The organism is Proteus vulgaris (assembly GCF_033708015.1).
Taxonomy (GTDB): Bacteria; Pseudomonadota; Gammaproteobacteria; order Enterobacterales; family Enterobacteriaceae; genus Proteus.
On the sequence record NZ_CP137920.1, the window covers coordinates 2,435,980 to 2,459,562 of the forward strand.

General features: G+C 36.1%; 23 protein-coding genes, 1 tRNA gene and 1 riboswitch. Of the genes, 11 read left to right on the plus strand and 13 right to left on the minus strand.

The window, feature by feature from the left end:
• Positions 1–136: 136 nt before the first annotated feature.
• Positions 137–313 carry a PhoP/PhoQ regulator MgrB gene (gene mgrB, locus SB028_RS11525; protein WP_164996175.1) on the minus strand — a complete coding sequence of 59 codons (177 nt, stop codon included), beginning with the start codon at positions 311–313 and terminating at the stop codon, positions 137–139.
• Positions 314–651: 338 nt separating this feature from the next.
• On the opposite strand from mgrB, the gene SB028_RS11530 reads away from it, so the two are divergent.
• The 3 genes from SB028_RS11530 (at position 652) to brnQ (ending at position 3,627) form a co-directional block, all read left to right on the plus strand.
• On the plus strand, positions 652–1,038 hold the full coding sequence (locus tag SB028_RS11530; RefSeq protein ID WP_069367586.1) for a helix-turn-helix domain-containing protein: 387 nt from the start codon (positions 652–654) through the stop codon (positions 1,036–1,038).
• A gap of 127 nt (positions 1,039–1,165) precedes the next feature.
• Positions 1,166–1,972 carry a sugar-phosphatase gene (gene yidA, locus SB028_RS11535; protein WP_069367587.1) on the plus strand — a complete coding sequence of 269 codons (807 nt, stop codon included), beginning with the start codon at positions 1,166–1,168 and terminating at the stop codon, positions 1,970–1,972.
• Positions 1,973–2,274: 302 nt separating this feature from the next.
• Entirely contained in the window at positions 2,275–3,627 is a 1,353-nt protein-coding gene (gene brnQ, locus SB028_RS11540) for a branched-chain amino acid transport system II carrier protein (RefSeq protein WP_069367588.1), read from the plus strand.
• A 75-nt stretch (positions 3,628–3,702) separates the two neighbouring features.
• Here brnQ and SB028_RS11545 read toward each other — a convergent pair whose 3' ends face one another.
• Entirely contained in the window at positions 3,703–4,563 is an 861-nt protein-coding gene (locus tag SB028_RS11545; RefSeq protein ID WP_069367589.1) for an N-acetylmuramoyl-L-alanine amidase, read from the minus strand.
• A 107-nt stretch (positions 4,564–4,670) separates the two neighbouring features.
• Positions 4,671–6,143, minus strand: a complete 1,473-nt coding sequence (locus SB028_RS11550; protein ID WP_069367590.1) for an alanine/glycine:cation symporter family protein — start codon at positions 6,141–6,143, stop codon at positions 4,671–4,673.
• A gap of 1,346 nt (positions 6,144–7,489) precedes the next feature.
• Between SB028_RS11550 and SB028_RS11555 the strand changes: the two genes are divergently transcribed.
• Complete coding sequence (locus SB028_RS11555) at positions 7,490–7,723, plus strand: DNA polymerase III subunit theta (RefSeq protein ID WP_069367591.1); 234 nt, start codon at positions 7,490–7,492, stop codon at positions 7,721–7,723.
• A 103-nt stretch (positions 7,724–7,826) separates the two neighbouring features.
• On the opposite strand, the gene yebF is transcribed toward SB028_RS11555, so the two are convergent.
• The gene (gene yebF, locus SB028_RS11560; protein ID WP_069367592.1) at positions 7,827–8,216 is read right to left on the minus strand and encodes a protein YebF; all 390 of its coding nucleotides are present in this window, start codon (positions 8,214–8,216) and stop codon (positions 7,827–7,829) included.
• 96 nt (positions 8,217–8,312) lie between these two features.
• Positions 8,313–8,495, minus strand: a complete 183-nt coding sequence (locus tag SB028_RS11565) for a YoaH family protein (RefSeq protein WP_069367593.1) — start codon at positions 8,493–8,495, stop codon at positions 8,313–8,315.
• 110 nt (positions 8,496–8,605) lie between these two features.
• On the opposite strand from SB028_RS11565, the gene pabB reads away from it, so the two are divergent.
• The 4 genes from pabB (at position 8,606) to mntP (ending at position 13,351) form a co-directional block, all read left to right on the plus strand.
• Entirely contained in the window at positions 8,606–9,991 is a 1,386-nt protein-coding gene (gene pabB / locus SB028_RS11570) for an aminodeoxychorismate synthase component 1 (protein WP_069367594.1), read from the plus strand.
• Positions 9,978–10,541 carry a CoA pyrophosphatase gene (locus SB028_RS11575; RefSeq protein WP_069367595.1) on the plus strand — a complete coding sequence of 188 codons (564 nt, stop codon included), beginning with the start codon at positions 9,978–9,980 and terminating at the stop codon, positions 10,539–10,541. The genes pabB and SB028_RS11575 overlap by 14 nt, the downstream gene beginning before the upstream one ends.
• Before the next feature lie 184 nt (positions 10,542–10,725).
• Positions 10,726–12,087: an L-serine ammonia-lyase gene (locus SB028_RS11580; RefSeq protein WP_069367596.1), complete on the plus strand. Its 1,362-nt coding sequence runs from the start codon at positions 10,726–10,728 to the stop codon at positions 12,085–12,087.
• Between the two features lie 478 nt (positions 12,088–12,565).
• A riboswitch (yybP-ykoY riboswitch) is annotated at positions 12,566–12,678 on the plus strand.
• Positions 12,679–12,763: 85 nt separating this feature from the next.
• Positions 12,764–13,351, plus strand: coding sequence for a manganese efflux pump MntP (gene mntP / locus SB028_RS11585; RefSeq protein WP_069367597.1), 588 nt, complete (start codon positions 12,764–12,766; stop codon positions 13,349–13,351).
• A 92-nt stretch (positions 13,352–13,443) separates the two neighbouring features.
• On the opposite strand, the gene rlmA is transcribed toward mntP, so the two are convergent.
• Both rlmA and psiE read right to left on the minus strand, forming a co-directional pair.
• The gene (gene rlmA / locus SB028_RS11590) at positions 13,444–14,259 is read right to left on the minus strand and encodes a 23S rRNA (guanine(745)-N(1))-methyltransferase (RefSeq protein ID WP_069367598.1); all 816 of its coding nucleotides are present in this window, start codon (positions 14,257–14,259) and stop codon (positions 13,444–13,446) included.
• 146 nt (positions 14,260–14,405) lie between these two features.
• A complete protein-coding gene (gene psiE / locus SB028_RS11595; RefSeq protein WP_069367599.1) occupies positions 14,406–14,819 on the minus strand; it encodes a phosphate-starvation-inducible protein PsiE in 414 nt (137 codons plus the stop codon).
• Between the two features lie 224 nt (positions 14,820–15,043).
• Here psiE and SB028_RS11600 point away from each other — a divergent pair, with 224 nt between their 5' ends.
• Both SB028_RS11600 and SB028_RS11605 read left to right on the plus strand, forming a co-directional pair.
• On the plus strand, positions 15,044–15,490 hold the full coding sequence (locus tag SB028_RS11600) for a universal stress protein (RefSeq protein WP_069367600.1): 447 nt from the start codon (positions 15,044–15,046) through the stop codon (positions 15,488–15,490).
• Between the two features lie 255 nt (positions 15,491–15,745).
• Positions 15,746–16,330, plus strand: coding sequence for a GrpB family protein (locus tag SB028_RS11605; RefSeq protein ID WP_069367601.1), 585 nt, complete (start codon positions 15,746–15,748; stop codon positions 16,328–16,330).
• A gap of 73 nt (positions 16,331–16,403) precedes the next feature.
• On the opposite strand, the gene SB028_RS11610 is transcribed toward SB028_RS11605, so the two are convergent.
• From SB028_RS11610 to cycA, 3 genes are all read right to left on the minus strand, one after another.
• On the minus strand, positions 16,404–17,222 hold the full coding sequence (locus tag SB028_RS11610) for an MBL fold metallo-hydrolase (protein WP_069367602.1): 819 nt from the start codon (positions 17,220–17,222) through the stop codon (positions 16,404–16,406).
• Between the two features lie 213 nt (positions 17,223–17,435).
• Entirely contained in the window at positions 17,436–17,870 is a 435-nt protein-coding gene (locus SB028_RS11615; RefSeq protein WP_069367603.1) for a universal stress protein, read from the minus strand.
• Between the two features lie 273 nt (positions 17,871–18,143).
• The gene (cycA, locus tag SB028_RS11620) at positions 18,144–19,547 is read right to left on the minus strand and encodes a D-serine/D-alanine/glycine transporter (RefSeq protein ID WP_069367604.1); all 1,404 of its coding nucleotides are present in this window, start codon (positions 19,545–19,547) and stop codon (positions 18,144–18,146) included.
• A gap of 260 nt (positions 19,548–19,807) precedes the next feature.
• Here cycA and SB028_RS11625 point away from each other — a divergent pair.
• Positions 19,808–19,883, plus strand: a tRNA-Lys gene (locus SB028_RS11625).
• A gap of 768 nt (positions 19,884–20,651) precedes the next feature.
• On the opposite strand, the gene SB028_RS11630 is transcribed toward SB028_RS11625, so the two are convergent.
• Genes SB028_RS11630 through SB028_RS11640 form a run of 3 tightly spaced genes read right to left on the minus strand, consistent with a single transcriptional unit; the run spans position 20,652 to position 23,582 of the window.
• Positions 20,652–22,298, minus strand: coding sequence for a hypothetical protein (locus tag SB028_RS11630; protein ID WP_318859388.1), 1,647 nt, complete (start codon positions 22,296–22,298; stop codon positions 20,652–20,654).
• Positions 22,295–22,888 (minus strand): hypothetical protein, encoded by a 594-nt coding sequence (locus SB028_RS11635; protein ID WP_196734776.1) that lies wholly within the window; start codon positions 22,886–22,888, stop codon positions 22,295–22,297. Before SB028_RS11635 ends, SB028_RS11630 begins: the two co-directional genes overlap by 4 nt.
• Complete coding sequence (locus tag SB028_RS11640) at positions 22,860–23,582, minus strand: hypothetical protein (RefSeq protein WP_318859390.1); 723 nt, start codon at positions 23,580–23,582, stop codon at positions 22,860–22,862. Before SB028_RS11640 ends, SB028_RS11635 begins: the two co-directional genes overlap by 29 nt.
• Position 23,583 lies beyond the last annotated feature (1 nt).

Sequence of the window (23,583 nt, forward strand, 5' to 3'; positions counted from 1 at the left end):
CTTTATTATTTTATCAACTTAAAGTGTAAACTAATATTTACGTTTTGTTTATTTCAAGCCACTATTAAAACACTATTCTGACTTGAATAACAAATACATTTTATGCTAGGCAAAAAATAATAAGAAAAGCTATCTTTTAGTGGTGTTTAGAGGGGAATAATGTGGTGAAGCGGCAAAGGCCTTGTTGGAAATCCTCTCCCCGATCGCAAAAATTATCTAATGCCACAAGATAGAGACCAAAGGTAATGGCTAATGCAATAATTAAGCTAATAATTATTTTCTTTGCGTTCAATTTAAAATCCTTTAAATACATTTTGTTAGTATGACTGATCACATTATAAGCATTCGCTTAAATACGATAACAAGACAGGGAGTTGTTGTTATAAAATTCGCAATCAATTATCTCTATGAGTAAATTTAGCATAACTTTCATAATGAAAGATAAACGCTTCCTCGACAGACTTCAGATAATTTGCATTATTTCGCTCTAAACGGGATGTAAAATGACCTTATATTATTTAAATACACATTTTGCCAACGATGAGAGATAGCTATCCATTAATATGGATTTCTCTGTCTGCTATTTTTTGTATAAGATTAGGGAGTTAATTTTGATTTTTACCTTAACTTCATTGATAGAATGGAACTGTAATGCCACAAGATAATCATCTCGCATTGGTTTGCGCGCTAAGTAAATGGATTGAGGAGCATTTAGGTCGTGTTATCCATCTTGAAGAGTTGGCGGCTTATTCTGGGTATTCTCTTTGGCATATGCAGAAAATCTTTAAAGAAGTCACAGGCACCTCTTTAGGTAAGTATATCCGTCAGCGTAGATTAGCTGGTGCTATTCATCTATTGCGTACCAGTGAGCGCTCTATCTTCGATATTGCCCTTGATTTCGGCTTTGGTTCACAATCTCACTTTACTTATATGTTTCGTAAAGAGTATGGCATCACACCTTTCGACTTTCGACAAAATCAAGAGATCGTTTTAGAAACCAAACAACCTTTACATTTACAATCGCCTTGTGCTGATTAACCCTTCTATTTATGTGACATTATACAGATAGCCTTTAATGTCACATAAATAATACGCAAGCTATGTGATGATAGACCGCTTCGCCCTTCCTTTATCATGATTGCTTTTATTTAATATGGGGATGCTAATGAGTATTAAGCTTATCGCTATTGATTTAGATGGAACCTTGCTTAACAAACAACACGAAATTACGCCAGAAGTAAAACAAGCAGTTCAGCGAGCAAAAGAGGCGGGAGTTAAGATTGTTCTGGCTTCAGGGCGCTCCTTTAATGGCATCTCTCCCTATTTAAAAACACTCGGTCTTGATACCTCTGATTGTTACTGTATCAGCAATAATGGTAGCCAAATCCATCAAGCAGATAATGGTGAAGTTATTATTCAAGATCTGCTCAATTTTGAAGATTACCTCTATTTTGAAAATCTCGCTCGTGAGATTGGTGTCCATTTTCACGTTATCAGCGATAATAAGATTTATACCACCAACCGTCATATTAGCCATTTCACGTGCCAAGAAGCCTTTTTATCTTGGACTCCACTCTATTATCGTCCACTAAATGAAATGCAAACTGATATGTATTTTAGTAAGTTTATGATTGTGGATGCACCTGCCGTTTTGGATAATGCCATTCAATATCTTCCTGCTAATATTTATGAACAATACAGCATATTACGTAGCGCCCCTTATTTTATTGAAGTGTTAAACACCCATGTCAACAAAGGGAGTGCGGTACAAAAAGTCGCTGAACATTTGAAAATCACACCAGAAAAAATCATGTGTATTGGTGATCAAGGTAATGATTTAGCAATGCTGAAATATGCGGGTTTAAGCGTTGCGATGGGAAATGCTCCTGAAGAAGTGAAAAAAGTCGCTAAATTCGTCACACTTTCTAATGAAGAGCACGGCGTTGCAGTGGCGATCAATAAATTTATTTAAACACGATCTTTTTTGTGTTTTATCGCGAATGTCTACAAAATTATATAGCAATTGTGATCCTTCGCAGAGGATCACACTGCTTTTCGACCAAAAACATAGCCTTTTATGATTCTATAATTGCTGTTAAATGAGCGTTAAATCTGCCTTTCTTCTTACATATCCTTCAGAATTTGTTACTATCAATTCACTTTTCGTTATTCAAACTGCATTTTCACAACATATTAAGCTGTTAATTAGGCTAGATGTAGAATAACAAATATAAATCATTTATATATTTTCTTCACAGACAGGTAGTTTAAGTTATGCTTTCTACAAAAGATATGCTCGTTCTTGGAATGATGGTTTTTGCACTCTTCCTTGGCGCTGGCAATATTATTTTCCCCCCTATGGCGGGTTTTCAATCGGGAAACCTCTGGTTTAGTACGTCTTTAGGTTTCCTCGTTACGGGTGTCTTACTCCCTTTCCTAACCTTAGTTATTGTTGCAATTCGTGGACGCGGTGAACGCCTTTCTGTTGATTTACCTTCATGGGTTGCCGTCATTTTCTGGGTAGCACTGTATCTTATCGTAGGTTCCACTTTTGCGATGCCTCGTGTCACTAATACCGCTTATGAAATGGGTTTTTTACCTTTAGGACTTATTGAGAAAAATACGGCAACGCACCTTACTTTTGCACTTGTTTTCAATATCACAAGTATGTTCTTCATGCTCAAACAAGGCACAATGATAAGCGCCATTGGTAAGTTTATGACGCCCGCACTGTTAGTCTTACTGGTGGTTGTGGGCATTGCGGTTGTGGCAAAACCGATTTCCCCGATTGGTGAACCAACAGGCCTTTATGCTGTAAATGGCTTCTTTTCTGGCTTTATTGATGGTTATCAAACCATGGATGTCCTTTCTGCCATGGCATTTGGAGGGATTGTTGCCCGTGCTTTATATACTAAAGGTATCACTGAACCACGCCAAATCGGTTTTATTACCGTAAAAGCAGGTATGATTTCAGTCTTACTGTTAGCCGCACTTTATCTGTGTCTTTTCTACTTAGGGGCAACAAGCTATTCTGTTTCTGTTTTTGCTGATCCTGCACTCAATGCCACTAACGGTGGTCAAATTTTCTCACGTTATGTTGATGCATTATTTGGCTCTGTGGGAACTTGGTTGATGGGCGGTATTGTTTTATTAGCCAGTATGACAACACTTGTCGGTGTCACTAGTGCGGCGGCTGACTACTTTGCGACATTCCATCACCGTTTAGGCTATCGCTTTTGGGTTGTGATATTTACATTAATGACCACAATCGTATCAACGTTTGGTCTTGATACATTATTACGAGTCACTATTCCTGCATTATTAATGATTTATCCAACATCAGTCACTTTGGTATTACTGCAATTTATCCGTAACAAATTAAAAGCGCCTCGCTTTACCTATCGCTTTACAATTGCAATCATTGTCTTAATGAGCCTTTTCGATACATTAAAACAATTGAAGTGGTTAAATGCTGATTTACTGCAATTATTTAGCTATATCCCTCTGTCTGATTATGGCTTAGGTTGGGTATTACCAGGTATCATTGCATTCGTTATTTCATTAATCATCAGTCTCAATTTTAAAGAAACTGAACCTGAAATTGCTACTTCTAATACTATAAAATAAATAATTAGCCCCAAAGCAGATATCTGCTTTGGGGCTAATTTTTAATCACTATTAACTCATTGAATACTCTGTTACCTACATAACGGGTTGTATCCATTTCGTTCGATATTTATCAATCAATGCCATTAAAATTGCTTCTGATTGCGCATCAGGAATACCTTTAATATCACTTGCTCTAAAATGCATCTGAAATGCGCTGACTACTTTCTGTGTCTCAGGATCTAATACGCCACTCGTAGGTGTTTGATAACCATATTTCGCTAAAAGAGTTTGGAAATTAGCAATATCAACAGGCTCAGCGCTTTCTCTTCCCGCTAAATAAAAAGTCACGGTATCGTCATCAGGCCAAGCGCCTATTCCCTGTTTTGCTAACTCAGCCCATGGGAAAAGTGGTCCAGGATCAACCTTGCGTTGTGGTGCAATATCGCTATGGCCAACAACATTTTGTGGTTCAATACCATAACGTTGAATAATATCTTTCATCATAACGGCTATTGTGGAAATTTGTTCTGAAGTATAAGGAAACCATTTTCTTAATTTTCCCTGATCTTCATAACCATAATTGACTATTTCAATACCGATAGAACCATCATTCAAACCAGCACTATTTCCCCACTGGCTTAAACCTGCATGCCATGCTCTTTTATCTTCACTGACTAGATAGTAAACAACGGGTTTATTATCAACTAATTCTGGTTTAGAAGGGATTAGATAATGGCTACTCACATTCCCCGACGTTAACGTTTTTAACGATCCTTCATCATCCATTGCGGTATAGTGCATGACTAAAAATTTTACACGATTATCTTGCCCTGGGTTATTAGGAACAACTTGCGCAATATAGCTACCTCTATCAATAAGCTGAGGTTGCTGAGAGCAACCTGAAAGCAATCCCAAAGTAATAAGTAAGCCTAAGCTATAGCGATTAAAATTCATCATCCATCCTGAATAATGTTAAACAGTAAATTTAAGGCTAAATTGTAGACAAAAAACCCATATTAAAGAATATGGGTTTTAAGTTTTGGTTGTTTTTTATTATTACTTCAGTTATTACCTACTTTTTCACATCGAACTAAAGGTTCATCAGGAACAATATTCTCATCCCAAATACCTTCTTCAATATCATCTTTCAACTCTGGATATTGTCGAATATCAAATGTAGGCAGTAAACCGGCTTGACGCTGCTGGTTATAATCTTTAACTAATTTTAAGGCGACACCAGAAAGCAATATGATTGCGATTAAATTAGTCATCGCCATTAATCCCATAGAGAGATCTGCCATTTTCCAAACAAGCGGCATATCCGCTAAAGCCCCAAACATCACCATAGCTAAAACCGCTGAACGTAAAAGAAATAGCCCTGTCGTGTGATTACGCCCAAGGAAAATCATATTACTCTCAGCATAAGCATAATTGGCAATAATAGAGGTAAACGCGAAGAAGAAAATTGCAATCGCAATAAAAGTACTCCCCCAACCTCCCACACTCGATGACAATGCCAATTGTGTTAATTGAATACCGTTAATCCCTTCGGGATAACTGTCGAGCACCCCAGATGATAAAATGATCACCGCAGTGGCACTACAAATAACCAAGGTATCCATAAAAACCCCTAGCATTTGGATATAACCTTGAGATGCAGGATGTGGTGGATACGGTGTAGCTGAAGCAGCCGCATTAGGTGCTGATCCCATACCCGCTTCATTAGAAAAGAGACCGCGTTGAATACCTTGAGTCATCGCTTGACTAATACCATAGCCAATCGCACCGGCTGCGGCTTCTTGTAAGCCAAAAGCACTTTTAAAGATTAAAATGAAAACTTCAGGTAAACGCTCAATATGATCTGCAACGACCCAAAATGCTAATAATAAATAAGCCGTTGCCATAATAGGAACGACTAATTCAGCAACTCGTGCGATCCAACGCAGACCACCAAAAATAATAAATCCGCTGGTTAGTACTAAAAAGATCCCTACATAGAGTGGTTCAAAATTAAAGGCTGAAGCTGTGGCTTGAGCAATAGAATTGGCTTGAACAGCATTAAAAACTAAACCAAAGGCGATAATTAAGAAAATGGCGAAGAGAACCCCCATCCAGCGCATTTTCAATCCTTTCGTCATATAATAAGCAGGACCGCCACGGTAATTCCCATCATCATCTTTTGTTTTATAAAGTTGTGCTAATGTACTTTCTATTAACGATGTTGCCATGCCAATTAAAGCAACGACCCACATCCAAAAAATAGCACCAGGGCCGCCCGCTGTTAAAGCAATAGCGACCCCCGTCAAGTTTCCAGTACCTACACGCGCAGCTAAACTGGTGCATAATGCCTGAAAGGAAGAGATCCCTGATTTATCTGACTTATGGCTATTTTTTAAAATAGAGAACATATGACTAAAATGTCGGATTTGTATAAATCCGGTACGGATAGTAAAGTAAATACCGACTCCAAGAAGTAAGTAGATAAGAACATATCCCCATAAAATGTTATTCGCAAAGTTTATTAGCCCTGTCAAATTAATCCCCTTATATAATAACGTATATAGCCTATCCTTACATCGCTATTGAAATAAAAAAGTAAGCAGATATCGTATAATTGAGTCAATTACTGATCCGAATCCGTCTTAAAGTAATATCAAAGATTACTGTGTGAAAAGCGAAGCAAATGTAACACAATATTGTGTGATATGTATATTTTTTGTTTATTTTTTTGCGTGTTATTATTTTATTTTAATTATCTCATTAACTAGAACAAACAATATTAAAAAATAAAAAAACCATATATATCATTATGATAAATAATCATTTCTTTATTTCATTAACTCGATAAAGTAAAGTAAATACTTTAGTCATTAAGTTAATCAGTCATTTTAGAAAAAAGAACGAGTAGATTAAAAAAACATCAATTAATAATTTTTTCTATTTATCTAAAATAAGATTTAAATGAACGATTAAAATGGTTAATTAAGGTTCTTTTTAATATTCAATTTAACATTTAAGTTGTTAACATTTTAGAAATAAAGATTTTTACAGCAATTAACAATAAATATTTTATATTGAAAAACAAATAAAATTCTTTAATATTAATAAGATATTAGAACAAGAGAAGAAATAAACTTAACTTCTTTATTTTATCACGTTTCTTTTAATACATTAATTATCATATGGATTGTTATCTTTCGTTTTTAATGAATACTGTTAATGGATTTCTCTTCTCTTTTTTATTCACTTACTATTCATTAATAACCTTATTCTTTTTTGAATATTAATTAAAATTTAATAACACTTAATTTTATATTAATAAAAAAATGTATAATCACGTAAGTTTACCTATTAACCATTAAGTTAATTTTATTTATACTATGTTTTTCCCTGGTGTTGTATTATTTTTCGCCCTGTTTCCCCAACAGGGCATTTTTTTTATCTCAATATTTCAGTGTATTATCATAACCCCTTGTCAAACAATAGAAAATAAAAAAACATGAAATGTCCAATTTATAAATTAATATTATTTACCTATTTTTAATACAAAATCCCACTCTCTTTTCATTGATCTAAATCAAATTAAACATTCATATTATTTATTCTTTGCATAAAAAAACCGCATTTTCTCTATTTTAAAATCTATTTAATCCATGTTGAAAATGCCCATTTTATCATTCGCTTTATTTAAGTTACCTATAAAGTAGTATAACAATTAAAGAGAGATAAAATTTTATTGTTATATTTAATCGCTTTGATTAAAAATTGTTCCAAATAAAATGTATTATTTTTACTTCACATAAATGACTAATATCTTTCTTTGCTTGCATTAATAAGCATCCTCTTTTACCTTACTGATATTGTTATAGAGGGAAAGATAATGAGTTATAACCTTTCAGAATTAACACAAGAAGAAAAAGATAAGCTAAATATAAGTTTAGCGGCTTCAGGCGTCGCTTTTAAAGAGCGCTATAATATGCCCGTTGTCGCCGAGGTCGTTTTAAGAGAACAACCTCAAGCATTTCAAGCCTTCTTTCAAGAAAGACTCGCATTTTATCGTGCAAGAAGCCAACACTATACTCGTTTACCTTATGAACCACCGGTAAAAAAATAGCCCACAATTTTCCATTATTTTGATAGTGGTAAAAAAAGAGATAAACCTAGGTTTATCTCTTTTTCTTTCAATTAATTAGCTATAACTTACTATCACCTATCTATTATTTAGGAGAAACATAAGTGATGGTATTATTATCACAATTAACTTGAACGTTGTAACGAAGATCTGTTCTCGCCCCTCTGACATTCAATACCATCTGATAATTATTATCCATTTTAATAATTTCATTAGCATTAATACTTGCAACAGGTTTTGGTCCTAATGCATTTTTATCATCTTGCCAACGCGGTAAACGATTTTGTAAATAATCATTTTTTACTCTTGTAACAAGTTGATTATTATCTAAATTAACGCAACTCGCAAAGGGAGCAGAACGTACAATATCTTTATTAACATTTTCGATACTTTCTGCAGATGCTCCAAAAGAAACAGCAAGTAAAAGACCTGCTCCAAGTATCCCTATTTGACCAACAAACTTGCTTAATTTCATATAACCTCCCGAAAATATCCTTTAAAACAGGATGTGTTTCCATTAAGCATAGCACATGGGTAATAACACAATTGTGACACTTGTTAAAAAAATGTTTTATTCATTTTCATCATCAAAAACGATAGAAACAGATTCACGGGTTGTATGTTTCTCTCTTAATTCTTGAGCAACTAACTGAATTGCCTCTCCACTGCTCATTCCCTCAGCCATTAGAGATTGAATTTTTTCTACTGCTTTTTGCTGCTCTTCATGTGTTAATGTAGGCATTCCTAGAAACATAATGTTACTCTTATCTTTATTAACGTCTATTTTAGATTTACATGAATGTAATCTGTTTGATTACAATTTTGTGCGAATAATACAACACACTTTGTTTACATGGTCATAAGATGGATATGCAATTACAACAACGCGAATTAACGTATACCCCTGAGCTAGCCTTGCGAGTATTTTCCCCTATTGCGTCATTGCCTTGGTCTAGTTTACTTCATTCTGGCTTTGCCGAACATCCTCATAATCGTTTTGATATTGTTGTCTCTGATCCTGTTGTGACCTTAGAAACTCGCAAGCAAACAACAACAATTAAAGAAAAAAACGGCACACTAAAACGTTCCAAAAAAGATCCCTTCACGCTTATTCAATCTGTGTTAGAACAATTCCATTTTCACCCAGAATATAATGAGTCATTACCTTTTTTAGGCGGTGCTTTAGGTATTTGGAGCTATGATTTAGGACGTCGTTTTGAAAACCTACCTGAAATCGCGAAAAATGAACTTAATTTCGCAGATATGGCAATCGGTATTTATGACTGGGCCCTTATTGTCGATCATCACTTAAAAAAAGCGACTTTGATTAGCTATCACGATATTGATGAGCGTTTACAGTGGTTAGAAAGCCAAACATCCACAGCGCTCGATTCGCCATTCACCTTAACAAGTGATTGGCAGTCAAACATCAGTAGTGATGAATATAACGAGAAAATTGCTAAAATTCATCAATACTTACTTTCGGGTGACTGCTATCAAGTTAATTTGGCTCAGCGTTTTTCTGCAAACTATACAGGTAGTGAATGGAGTGCATTCTTAACATTAAATCAAGCAAATAAAGCACCATTCTCTTCTTTTATGTGTTTACCCAACAATTTTGTGATGAGTATTTCACCTGAACGCTTTATTCATTTAGCTGATAATAAAATAGAAACACGCCCAATAAAAGGAACACTACCGCGTAAATCATCACCAGAAGAAGATGATGAACAAGCCCAATTATTAGCAAATTCGCGTAAAGATCGCGCTGAAAACTTAATGATTGTAGATTTGATGCGTAATGATATTGGTAAAGTTGCAGTCACAGGCTCAGTAAAAGTGCCAGAGTTATTTGTTGTTGAGCGTTTTCCTGCAGTACATCATTTAGTGAGTACGATTACCGCACAATTGCCTTCTCATTTAACAGCAACTGATTTATTAAGAGCGGCTTTCCCCGGTGGTTCTATCACAGGCGCCCCAAAAATCAGAGCAATGGAAATTATCGAGGAGCTTGAACCCCATCGTCGCCATGGATACTGTGGCGCAATTGGTTATATCAGTTTTTGTGGCACCATGGATACCAATATCAGCATCCGTACTTTATTGACTGAAAAAAATAAAATTTACTGCTGGGCTGGTGGTGGTATTGTTGCTGATAGCGTTGCTGAAAAAGAATACCAAGAAACATTCGATAAACTTGGTCAAATATTAACTGTTTTAAGTGAGTCTACTATCGATGACACCCATTGATACTTTTATTAATCGCTTTCAACTCACGTTACCAAATGAAAAGGTAAATCAGCCTCTTCATGCCCCAAAATCGGCAGCCGTCTTGCTGCCGATTATCAATAAACCTAGCCCAACATTATTATTAACTGAGCGTGCATCAACACTACGCTCTCATGCAGGGCAAGTCGCTTTACCCGGCGGTAAACGTGATCCTGAAGATAGCAGCCTTATTGCAACTGCACTAAGAGAAGCACATGAAGAAGTCGCTATTCCACCTAATGCCGTATCCGTTATTGGTCAATTAGCTCCTTTGCAAAGTTCTAGCGGATATTTAGTTACGCCTATTGTCGGTGTTATTCCTGCGGGTTTACCGTTACGTCATAACCCGGCTGAAGTTGCCTCTATCTTTGAAATGCCACTCAGCCATGTACTTAATGCACAACATTATCAACCATTAGATTTTCATCGTTCTGGTGAAAATCATCGTATTTATTTTTATCCTTATAATGGGCATCTCGTCTGGGGATTAACCGCCGCTATTTTGCACAAACTCGCTCTACATATTACTTAATGCGCTATTTTATATTCATCCAGTGCTTTTTATCACCGCTCTCACAACTCTACTTAGCTATTTTAAAAAAATGTTGTAAACTACATTATTAACGGGACGATATAATCGTAAAAACGATCCCTTTACTATAAATAACTATATTTTATTCTTTTTAACCCTCTCTCTTATTATTAAGGAGTCTGACGTGATTAGCGTTTTCGACATGTTTAAAGTGGGCATCGGACCATCTAGCTCTCACACCGTAGGGCCAATGAAAGCGGGTAAAGAATTTGTCGATGATTTAGTCAGCCAGGAATTGATTGCGTCTGTCACTCGTGTAGCTGTTGATGTTTACGGCTCCTTGTCTTTGACAGGCAAAGGTCACCATACTGATATCGCAATTATTATGGGGTTAGCCGGTAATGCACCAGCTACTGTCGATATTGATAGCATTCCCGGTTTTATTCGCGAAGTGGAAGAAACTGGCAAGCTACCACTAGCAAATGGCTTAAAAGTAGTTGATTTTCCAGCAGAAAGCATGCATTTCAGCAATGACAACTTATCATTACATGAAAATGGTATGACAATCCATGCTTTTGCGGGCGACAAAGAAGTTTATAGAAAAACATACTACTCTATTGGTGGTGGTTTTATCGTCGATGAAGAAAACTTCGGTAAATCAACATTAAATAGCAAGCCTGTATCATACCCTTATGCGAGCGCAGAAGAGTTATTAAAACACTGTAAAGAAACAGGTTTATCTATTTCTAGCTTAATGATGAAAAATGAGCTGGATCTCCATACTCAAGCAGAAATTAATGCTTACTTCGCTGATGTTTATAAAACAATGCAAGAGTGTATTGAACACGGTTTAAATACAGAAGGCGTATTACCAGGACCATTACGTGTACCTCGTCGTGCAGCCGCATTAAACCGCTTATTAACATCAAGCAACAGCCTATCAAACGATCCAATGAAAGTGGTTGATCTGATCAATATGTTTGCACTGGCTGTAAATGAAGAAAACGCAGCAGGTGGACGCGTTGTAACCGCACCAACAAATGGCGCCTGTGGTATCGTTCCTGCTGTATTAGCTTACTACGATCGTTGCATCGAACCCGTTACACAAGAAACCTATTTACGCTATTTTTTAGCATCTGGCGCAATCGGCATTCTTTACAAGATGAATGCTTCTATTTCAGGTGCTGAAGTAGGTTGCCAAGGCGAAGTTGGCGTCGCTTGTTCAATGGCTGCGGCGGGTCTTGCTGAATTATTAGGTGGAAGTCCAGAGCAAGTCTGTATTGCCGCTGAAATCGGTATGGAACACAATCTGGGGTTAACGTGTGATCCTGTTGCAGGTCAAGTTCAAGTGCCTTGTATTGAACGTAATGCTATTGCTTCAGTTAAAGCCGTTAATGCCGCACGTATGGCAATTCGTCGTACCAGCGAACCTCGCGTTTCTCTCGATAAAGTCATTGAAACCATGTACGAAACAGGTAAAGACATGAATGCTAAATACCGCGAAACATCACGCGGTGGTCTCGCAATCAAAGTACAGTGTGACTAACCCCCCTTATTTAAACGAAAAGCCATTCAATATGAATGGCTTTTTTATTTTAAGCTCTTTATTTTTAATTATCGATTAACCCTTAGATAACTAAAGATAATAATCATTAAATACACATTTAGAAATAATTAATATAATTTTTATATTTTAAACTTTTCTTATTTTTCTATATTAAATATACGCATTAAATATAGGTTTATTTAATATTCATTTAATTTTACAGAAAATAAAGCTTATAATTTTTAAGTGTATTTATTTCTATAAAAAATTAATTTTTTATTATAAAGATAATTAAAACCCACTATTTATTATAGGGTTAATTATTCATCACATTGAAAATTATCATTTTTTTAACATCTGATTATTATTTATAATATATTTAAAGCCACCAGATTTAATAATGATAATTATTATCAATATCATCTTTGAAATATAATAAATAATATGTTGCCTTTCAGAAATAATATGTTATCTTCTGCACCAAGTCATTGGGGAGTAGCCTGTCTTAAAATAAAAAATATTATTTTAAGAAATCTGTATCAACATACTCGCTTATTTTCATCTAGCGTGGTACAGATGCCGTAATACGGTTGGCAAGACCATAGACACATGATTGTACTTCTTTGGTTGGGGGTCAATTGTGTGTATATGGAAATACCCCAACCGAGGCTTTATTATGAGTTTCTACGCAACTATCATTCTCGCCCTAGCCCTTTCCATGGACGCATTTGCTGTCGCTGTCTGTAAAGGTGCCACATTACACAAACCTCGTTTTCGTGAAGCACTCCGTACTGGATTTATATTCGGTATTATTGAAGCCAGCACACCTGTTATTGGTTGGGCACTAGGTTTATATACAAGCCAATATATTATTCAATGGGATCACTGGGTTGCCTTTGGATTATTGTTTGTTCTTGGTAGTCGAATGATTTACCAAAGCTTAAAACGTGGTGATAATTGCCCTTGTGAAGAAGAAGCCCCACAACGCCACGGCTCACTGTCTTTAATCGCAACAGGAATTGCAACAAGTCTTGATGCAATGGCAATTGGTGTCGGTTTAGCATTCCTTCAAGTAAATATTGTTCATACTGCAATGACAATTGGTATGATGACCATGATCATGGCAACTTTGGGTATGTTAATTGGCCGTTATATTGGTCCAGTACTTGGAAAAAAAGCAGAGATTATTGGTGGGATCGTATTAATTGCTATCGGCTTTAATATTGTATTTGAACACTTAGAATTATTTATGTACGCAAAATAATCACGAATAAAGCATATAAAAAAGCTTAGGTTTAAAATATTACAACCTAAGCTTTTTTATTAGTTTAACTAAATACCTTTTATTTCACTTTATTAAGCATGGCGTTGATAGACTCGAATTAAAAAATCTGTTTCACATTCAAAGCGTTTACTTTCCGCTAATGTCTGTTTTACTTCTTCACTTGCACGCCATGCAAATGGTGTCATTTGTAATAAATCAAAAGCTTGTTTACCATTTAAATTCATCATATAAGCAACTTGATGTTCAGACACTTTATTAAACCCATCAAAATATTCTTCTTTTAATGGATGAAGATGTACTTCTGAATAAATCAGTGCTTTTAACTGATAAAGATGGCGAGGAGCGGGTGTAACCGTAACAATATAACCATTGTGCACAATAACTCTTGCTAATTCATCATGATTACAAGGGGCGTAAATACGGACAACCGCATTTAAAGAAGCATCACAAAAAGGTAAACGTTGACTTGATGCTACACAAAAATGAATTGATGAATAGCGTTTAGCTGCATATTTAATGGCAACCTTAGAAACATCTAAACCGTATATTTGTGGATTAAGCAATTTTAGGTTTTGATAGAGCTGGTTAGTGTAATAACCCTCACCACAGCCAATATCCAATACAGCGCTGTTATCTTCAGGCAATAATGTTTGTATTAACTCAGCCACTTTATCTCGCATTGGCTGATAAAAGCCTGCATCTAAAAATGCACGGCGTGCGCTTATCATTTCAGCACTATCACCAGGCTCTTTTGAGCGTTTAAATTGCACTGGCAACAAATTGACATACCCTTCTTTAGCACAATCGAATTGATGATTATTTTCACAAACCCAACTGTGAGCTTGAAGAAAAAGTGCCTGATAACATAATGGACATTGATAAGACATAGTAATATTTTTGTATAACCCAGAATAGAATTAGGAGAGATAATAACATACCTCTCCCAATCTTGCGGAAAACCTGACTCTTTATTTTTAATTTTAAGTCATGCTTTCTATGCTGAATCGCTTGTTGAGCACAACTTATCGTTGAATCAAGTTCGTTTTAATTTTTCAGTGTTAGCGATAAATAACGCAACAACTAACAGTAATATTGCACCTGATTGAATTAGCGTATCAACGGAGTCTTTATGCTCAACAATAATTAAACGCACTATTGCGGTTATTCCAATATAAATAAAATATCTAAGAGGAAAATGTCCACCAGATAAAAAATACTTAACAATAAGTGCAATAAACTCAAAATAAAGAAAGTAGATCAAAATACCTTCTAGTAATTGATAAGAGGACTCTTCTGCACCTAAATTAAATAATAATGAAGCAATGACATACGTTTCTTTGATAAGAAAACTGACCAATACAATTGCTAAAATAAGCAATCCAATGTTAAGCACCCACTGTAATATAGTGGCAATACATTTCAGTAAGTCTTCGCTTGATTTTTTCATATAAACTATAACCTATCGGTATCATTCCGTGATGTGTAAAAATAATAAAAGGTCTATTAGACAATTTTAATGGATTTACACATTTACCACACCATTTTTTTATCTTTTAGCGCCAAAACACCCAAAATAATGACGCAATAATCGCAATATTTACTTTTAAATTTCAACTTATAAGCTGATTTACCTATACTTAATTTAAGGTCTAATTATTGAAAAGGCACACTATGGCTAACAAATATCTTGTTGCAATTGATTTATTAGAAGATAGCAGAATTCAACGCATGATCGAAGATATTCACTTTCTAGCTAGGAAACCAGAAAATTATTTCCATTTCATTACCGTTATGCCTAACTTGCGCTCTTTAGAGGCTTATGGACTTAATTGTGATAGCACGTCTGTTGTTGAGAAAAAGCAACAAGCTTTAGTTTTATTAACTGAAAAATTAGAGCTATGCGTAAAACAACAATTTAACTTATCCAGAGAACAATACCAATGCCATGCTGTGATTGGTACGCCTAATTATAATATTCTAGAGTTAGCAGAAAAAATTGATGCAGATACCATTATTATAGGTTCAAGCTCACGTAACCAAAACAATATATTACTGGGTTCGACAGCCGATTATATTGTAAACAATACGTCACGTTCAGTAATGGTCATTCGCAAGTAAAAGGACTCATACCCCTTCCATTTGGCAATAAATCTACGTCATTTATTGCCAACAAGTATTCAACCATTCTCTCCGTTATAAATAGCACTAAATGTGCGTTAATTTTTTTGTTTCAATAGGTTAATTTGCTAGAATACTAACCAAAAAAAATAAAAAATCATCTCTTTTTTATCGCTATTTCTGCATTTATCATAAGTTTAATTCAAATATATTTATTTTCATTCTCTACCTTCCAAAACCTTAAATGAGATACTTATGAATCAAGATCTAAAACAGCAAATCTGTACATTTGAAGAAAGTTCTCCTGATGAAAATCCATGGGTGAATGGAAAACCGACACCAAGTGTAATCAACATTGAGCCATATAATAAATTATGGGTAACATTATTTAATCAACAAAAAGAAAATATTATCGAAAAATTAAAAGATAAATGTTTAGCTATTGAACATATTGGATCAACAGCCGTCCCTGAATTAAATGCAAAGCCGATCATTGATATTGACTTAATTGTTGCTGATCCTGCAGATGAACCAAGCTATATTCCTTGGTTAAATCAGTTAGGTTATAAACTTACGGTGAGAGAACCTTCATGGTATCAGCATCGTATGCTAAAACTAGAAACACCTAATGTGAATCTACATGTATTTGCACCTAATTGTCCTGAACATCTCAGACATATTTTATTTAGAGATTGGTTAATTAACCATAAAGAAGATAGAGAGCTATATATAGATGCAAAACTCACTGCAAAAGAAAATGTTGAAAATGTACATCAATATAATCAGAAAAAAGACCACATTGTAAAAGTCATTTATCAGCGAATTTTTGATTCACTATAAATAGCCTATTTTCTTTTTTATTTCATATCCTCACCTATTTCTAAAATGAGGATATAAATTTGTCTGTTTATTTTTATTCAAAAAATAAAGATTGTCCTGCATTGAAATCTTTTGCATTAAGGTATTTTCGTCCTAATACACCCGTACAATGACATCCATACACATCAATATTTCCATCTATGGCTTTTTTAGCACGTTGTAATGCAGAAGGTGTTGCACAGCGTAAATGCAATCCCCCTACAATCGCTTGAATATTATTATTTCCTGTTATTTTTTTTGCGTGCTCAATGATAGATTCAATACCCGAATGACTACAACCAGTGATAATGACTAGGCCTTTTTTTCCTTGCCAAACAAGAAAGCTATCATCAAGAACGTAATCATCTTCTTCACCTAATTCATGAATAATAACACCATAGCGTTTATTCACTTGGCGTTGAGTCACTTCTCCTGAATAGATAAAATTTTCCTCTAAGAGTAGCGGGGCTTGTGTTAATTCAAAAGAAAACTGTGATTCGAGTTTTACACGATCAAATAAAGGTGCTAACCGTTTAAATTTGATATTTTTATTGCCTAAAAACAGTGCTGAATAGCGAACAGAAAACAAATGAGGATGAGCAATAACTCTTGGTTTATGGGTAAAAAAATCTGTTGGCAAACGAGTCAATCCACCAAAATGATCATAATGCCCATGAGACACAACAATCGCTTTCAATGTAGTTAAATCAATACCCATTTTTTTTGCATTTGAAATAAAGGTAAGATCTTTTCCAGTATCAAAGAGAATTTTAGCTTGGCATTCATCATCTTCTAACAATAATGACAAACCAGGATAATGGTTAAGTTCAGGATTAATCGATTTGTTTTCTAGTAATGCGGTGATCGTTAACATAGGGATTTTTTAATTATTATCAGGAGATAACTTAATAGTAATTAAAAAAAGTTTTTGTTCCAAATATAAAAACTGCTAATTTGTGCGATTACCTTACCTTTTTACTTGTAGAGTCGCTGTTACGTGTGCACAAAACATAACAGCGATATAACTAAATCCTGTAAATATTCTTATTTATTGCATCTAAGCCTATTAGATTTATCGTGCCCCCAACTACCTCACCACCATAACAGAACGTTTTGCATAACGTGTAATATCTGCGGCAGTTGAGCCAATATGATAAGAATCATCTTCAGGATTATGTGAGCCAATCACAATTAAATCCGCATTTATTTCATCAGCAATCTGTAATATTGCATCTCGTGGTGTACCAATACAAATGTGAGTTTGCATTCTGTCATCAGGTAAATCAAAACGCTCGATTATTTTTTTAAGCTCTTTTTCCGCTGACGTTTTTAAGCATCCTTGATCCAATTGATCGCCATTCATAACAAGTCGATAATAAGAAGATTGTGGAAGTTTAGGAAGTACATACAAAAAATGAACATAAGGATCTTCATTTTTTGCAATATTTTCCACTAACGGAATTGCTTTGTTCATCAGGTTATCTTCATCAATATCAATGGGAACCAAAATATTCTTATACATACCGTCTCCTTTTATTTTAATTGTAGGATAGTGTATTTTTAAAAAAATACCGGATGTAGTTAACATATTTAAAAAATAATTCTTTTTAGAAAAATAACATCTGCATTCCACTTGAAATAATGGTAAAAAACAAATACAAACTTTATTTATAATGATTTTTTATTTTAATAAATATCAATTATTTTATTAGCAATAGCATTTTATTTTTAATAAAAAGCCTTATTTAATAATAAGGCTTTTCACTTTTACACTATCACTATTAGCACTATTGGATTATTTTTGAGCCAGTTTTTTCTTCTTAACGAATTGATAACCAACTGCTAATGCGATAAACCATAATGGAGTCACACTTAATGCTTGACGAGTATCATGCTCAAAAGCTAATAACACTGTCATAAATACAAAAAATGCAAGACATAACCACGACATAATAATGCCCAAAGGCATTTTATAGATAGACTTCTCATGCAGTTGCGGACGTTTTTTACGATATGCCAAATAAGAGCATAAAATCATACTCCAAATAAACATAAATAATAATGCAGAGACGGTTGTTACCAAGGTAAATACATGCATCACATCAGGAATAAAGTAAATTAATATAATTCCACATGATAGGCATAAGCTCGTAAATAACAACCCATTGGCAGGTACTGCACGTTTAGATAATTGACTAAACTGTTTTGGTGCTTCGCCTTCTTTAGATAAACCAAACAACATTCGGCTAGTGGAAAATATCCCACTATTCGCAGAAGAGGCGGCAGCGGTTAATACCACAAAGTTGACTAAACTTGCGGCAGCAGGTATCCCTATCATAACGAATAACTCAACAAATGGGCTTTTATCCGCCAAAATAGAACGCCATGGTGTTACTGACATAATAATGGCTAATGCTAATACATAAAAAGTAATAATACGGATAGGAATAGCATTGATCGCTTTCGGTAAAGATTTCTCTGGATTACGCGTTTCAGCAGCAGCAGTACCGACTAATTCAATCCCAACAAAAGCAAAAATAGCAATTTGAAATCCGGCAAAAAATCCACTTAATCCTTTAGGGAACATTCCCCCATCATTCCAAATATTTTCTAGTGCCGCCGTGTGTCCTGCTGGCGATTCAAACCCAATACTGATAAGAACAATACCAACAATAATTAAAGAGACAATGGCGGTTATTTTTATCATGGAGAACCAAAATTCCATTTCTCCAAAAAGTTTGACTGTTGCTAAATTTAAAATAAGTAACGTCAGTACACAAATAAAGGAAGTGCCCCATTCAGGAAAGTGAGGAGCCCAATAACTAATATAAGATGTTATCGCGACAATATCTGCAATACCTGTAATGACCCAGCAAAACCAATATGTCCACCCCACAAAGAAGCCAGCCCATGGTCCGAGTAAATCACCCGCAAAATCACTAAATGACTTATATTCTAAATTTGATAATAACAGCTCCCCCATTGCTCTCATCACAAAGAACAAGACAAAGCCAATTATCATATAAACAAAAATAATTGATGGTCCAGCGAGCGAAATAGTTTTCCCTGATCCCATAAATAGACCAGTACCAATAGCACCACCAATCGCAATTAATTGAATATGACGATTTGTTAGCCCACGCTGAAGAGTAGCGTTCTTTACTCTAGCGGGAGGAGAAATTTCTGTTTGATCTTCCATACCATACCTGAAGTGTTTTCATATTTTCGATGTTGTTTTCACCGCTATTTTATTTTTTGACGCGGCAATGTGTTTGCGAAATTATTGTGACACAAATCTCAGTATAAGTAATGAAAAGATCACTTTTAGTAAAATGAATGATGCTTTGATAACCAGACAAGATCCTTTCTTTAATTTATATGGCGATATTTTATCCATTTGAAAAAAAATCAAAATAAGCACTTGACCATCGCATTTGAGAGGAGAATAATCAGCACATCGGGTTGTTAGCTCAGTCGGTAGAGCAGTTGACTCTTAATCAATTGGTCGGGAGTTCGAGCCTCCCACAACCCACCAATTTTAAGCTGATAAATCAGACATTTATGCCACTTAACAATAAGTGGCTTTTTTGTTTTTATAGCTGAGTGTCGCAAAAGTGTCGCACGAGTTTTTTTATCTCTCCCTTCCGAAAGCCGAAATTTATCGATTTTATTTAAAAATAATTAGTCATAATAAATTTAATAATTAATAAAAAACATACAGAATAAAAAACTATTAAAAATAATAAAGCCAGATAATCCATTCACATTCACTCTATGTTAACCAAGCATCTCAAAAATAAATTTTCTTAATCATTTCAGTTTCAAAAATATATAACTCACTGAAAAATAAATATTCTCTAAAATGCTCTCACGTAAAATGTGGATCATCAACCCCACGTAAAGTATGAAATCTCTTTTACTATCAATGCATTAATTTTTTATCGAGATCCTTTTTCTATCACTCAAACTGAAATCACTTGAAATCTTTTACAATCATTTCAGTTTGACGCCAATGCAAAGAACCCAATCACTGCGCCCCCTCGCAATATGTTTTGTAAAAAATTCAAACTGAAATAATTTTTAGATCCAAATTGTGCAGGCGGGTGCGGAGTAGTGCGTTTTACGTGGTGAATGATTTTATTTCGTGGAGATTATGCGCCCTGTGTCGCACGCTATCAACGCGATCTATTTTGAGTTAATGCAGATGTATTATGAGAATTGAACGCCGTAGCGTGGCGTAGAAGTGGTTATATTGAGGGTATAAAAAAGCCCGCAAGCGCGGGCAAGGATGGTAACAATTTTATCACCCAATGACAGGTGAATACTTCTTCTTAAGTCCTGTTGATTTAGTGCCTGTGTTGCTAATGGCAGAGGCATTTAATGGACTGCCCGTGTTGTTATGAGTATGGCTTGCCGTGAGTGTGGCCAGCTCATTGACGACGTCTAGCGTATCTAACATGCACTGCATCACATTCAATTGTTCATTACCCAAATAAACAACGGGTGCCATGATTTTTTGCATCGCGCCTGCAATACTTGAACGCACTGCCCCGATTTTTTCCTCCAGTTTCTGACCAACATCAATCGTCATATTTTGCCCCACAGCAATAACTCTATTGGCTTGCGTTGCTTGGCTAAAATCACCTTCTGCAATTTGCATAATAGCACCTGCCATTAACGTACTTGTGCCAATGACTGTCGTTTTATCGGTGGCTTGTACGGTGGTTTCTCTGGCGATAACGGTGCGATTTTCCGTATCAGTTTTCACCTCACGATGCATCGACTCTTCAATAATTTTCTGGTCAGTTTGACGATGCCATGTGCCGTCCTGCGTAACCCGTTGTGATACCTCTTGGCGTTGCTGTTGCAGTTGTTCGCCTGGCTTAATGTCGGGCAAGGTATTGCCATGACTTAACACTTGGCGAATAAAAGGTTTATCTGCACGGCCATTTTCAAACGCAATTTCAACCATTGAACCCACAGGTGGATATTGAAACATCCCCGACTCATTGCCTGCCATGGGCAACGGTAACGGCACTGCGTGATAAACGGGTGCCACATCATTGCCGTCAGCATCAACCATTTGCACGTCAACGGCGTATTTCGGTCTAAAGGGGTCTGAAATATCCCCCGCGGTGGTGTTTTCGGTGGGTGCTTCAACACGGGCAAATTTCGGCAAGTGCAACCCTGCAGAAAGTTCGGGGTAAGCATTATCAATTTGTTGCTGGGCTATGGTGCGGTTTTCGGCTCGTCCTGTAATCGCATCGGGGCTAATCCATGTTAGCGTCATATTGTCGTTATCCAGTGCCACACGCTCTAAGCGTTTATCGTTAACTTTCACACCAGGGCGCAAACTTTGCACCATCGGGATAGTCATTTGATTACCGGCACGTTGTTCAGAAGAAAACTGATTGTCTATTTCAATCTCTTTATCTTTCCAAAATGAATCATTCCAGCTTCCTACGAACACGTCACCGTCTGGTGTTTGATACCATACGTAATCGGGAATATTGAAGACTTTGCCCAGGCTATTTAATAATTGATAACCCGTACCGTTATGGGTGTAGTGTGGAATTGGGGTATTCACATATTCGGCACTCGGTAACACAAAATGTAATCCGCTGTGCTCTTTTAGATAATCGGTGATCTGTTTTAAGGTGGGATGCTGAAAAGAGCATGGCCACATTCTGTCGAATACGCCAACCAATTCGCGCACGAACAATTTTTGAAAACCATTTTGTGACGGTTGCGAACGCTCCACATAGCCCGTGAAATACCGTAATAGTAAATCCGTGTAGCCAATATCAAGGCGCACCAATTTACCCGTGTAGTCTGTGTCTGTTTTAGCAGTAATAAACCCTCGGCCACATTGAGATAATTCCAGCACCATTTTAACGTCAACGAGGTGTGTTTCATCACCCGATAAATAAAGTCGATTAATTGATTTCATTTAAATATCCCACCGAGTCCGTCGTTAATTGGTTTTAACACCTCTTTTTCAAACCGACTCAATTCCTGCTCTTGTTCTGGCGCTCCTTCTCCGTTGGCTTTCGGCTTATCACTCATGTTTTGTGTTTTAGCCTTAACTTGCCCTGCCGAACGACTCTCACGTTTTTCGGGTACCGATAAATGCTCACGCAGAGTAAAAGTAATTTGCCAAGCTTGCTTGCCGTCCATTTTTGAAGCATCGATGCCATTAGTGAATGTGCCCAGGCGAAAATTAATCGCGCTGGCCATACGGTTGGCCACACGGTAACGTTTTAATAATCCGTTTTCTTTAGCTTCGGCCAAGGCAAATAAACGGGTTAGCGTTTTTTCTTCGGTAAAAGGGATCGTGCCCGTGATGCGGAGTTCTTTGGGCTTAATGCCCTGCTCACTATTGACGGTACTTGATGACTGCCCCGACTGGTCTTTATCTTGATACATCATGGAGGGTGTAACCGTGAGGTTTTTTAATAAAATCGCTTCACCGTCCAGCGCCAATGTAATGATTTGGCTGACTTTCGGTGTGTTATTTTCGTTGAGTGGTGTCTGTGTCATGCATCATTCCTTTGATTGCATCAATATCGCCCGCAAACAATGTGGCCAAGGTATAAACCGCATCTTGTTCAGGGATTTCTTTTTTCATTTTGTCCGCTAATTCTGCGCCGTTACCTTTTCCCTGGAACACCCAAACCGTGGTTGATTTTCCCAGTAAGCCCGCCAATGAATCAGCCATGCCTTGCAAGATATTTTTTCGACTTTCCGCAAATCCTTTTACGCTAGAAAGTAACCTCGCCACACTTGCCCCGCTTGAGGCTTCACTTTTTGCTTTTTCAATTAATCCCGCATTGATTACCGCACGGCTATTATTGGTTGATAACGTTTGAGGTTCAGGAATACCCGCTAACGTTTTAGCGGGTATCTGCATTTTGGTGATATTCAGGCTTTCGGCTGTTTTGGCCATACGTTCAACTTGGCTAAACACAGGCAAAGGCAATACGCCCGAATAGGCTTGAATTGCATTGATAAACTCGTCATGAGTACGGGCACAAATCATTGTCACCATAATATCAACCTCACCCGCTCCCTGAATTTTATTCGCAATATAATTAATCGCATTGGTGGGGCTTAAATAACTGCCTGTGGCGGTATTCTGTCCGACACCATAAATAAAGGGATGAACGGGCAATAACGAACAAGTAACGCCTGTTAAATCGCCTGATAGTGAAAACTGCTTACGTTGCCATTTCATA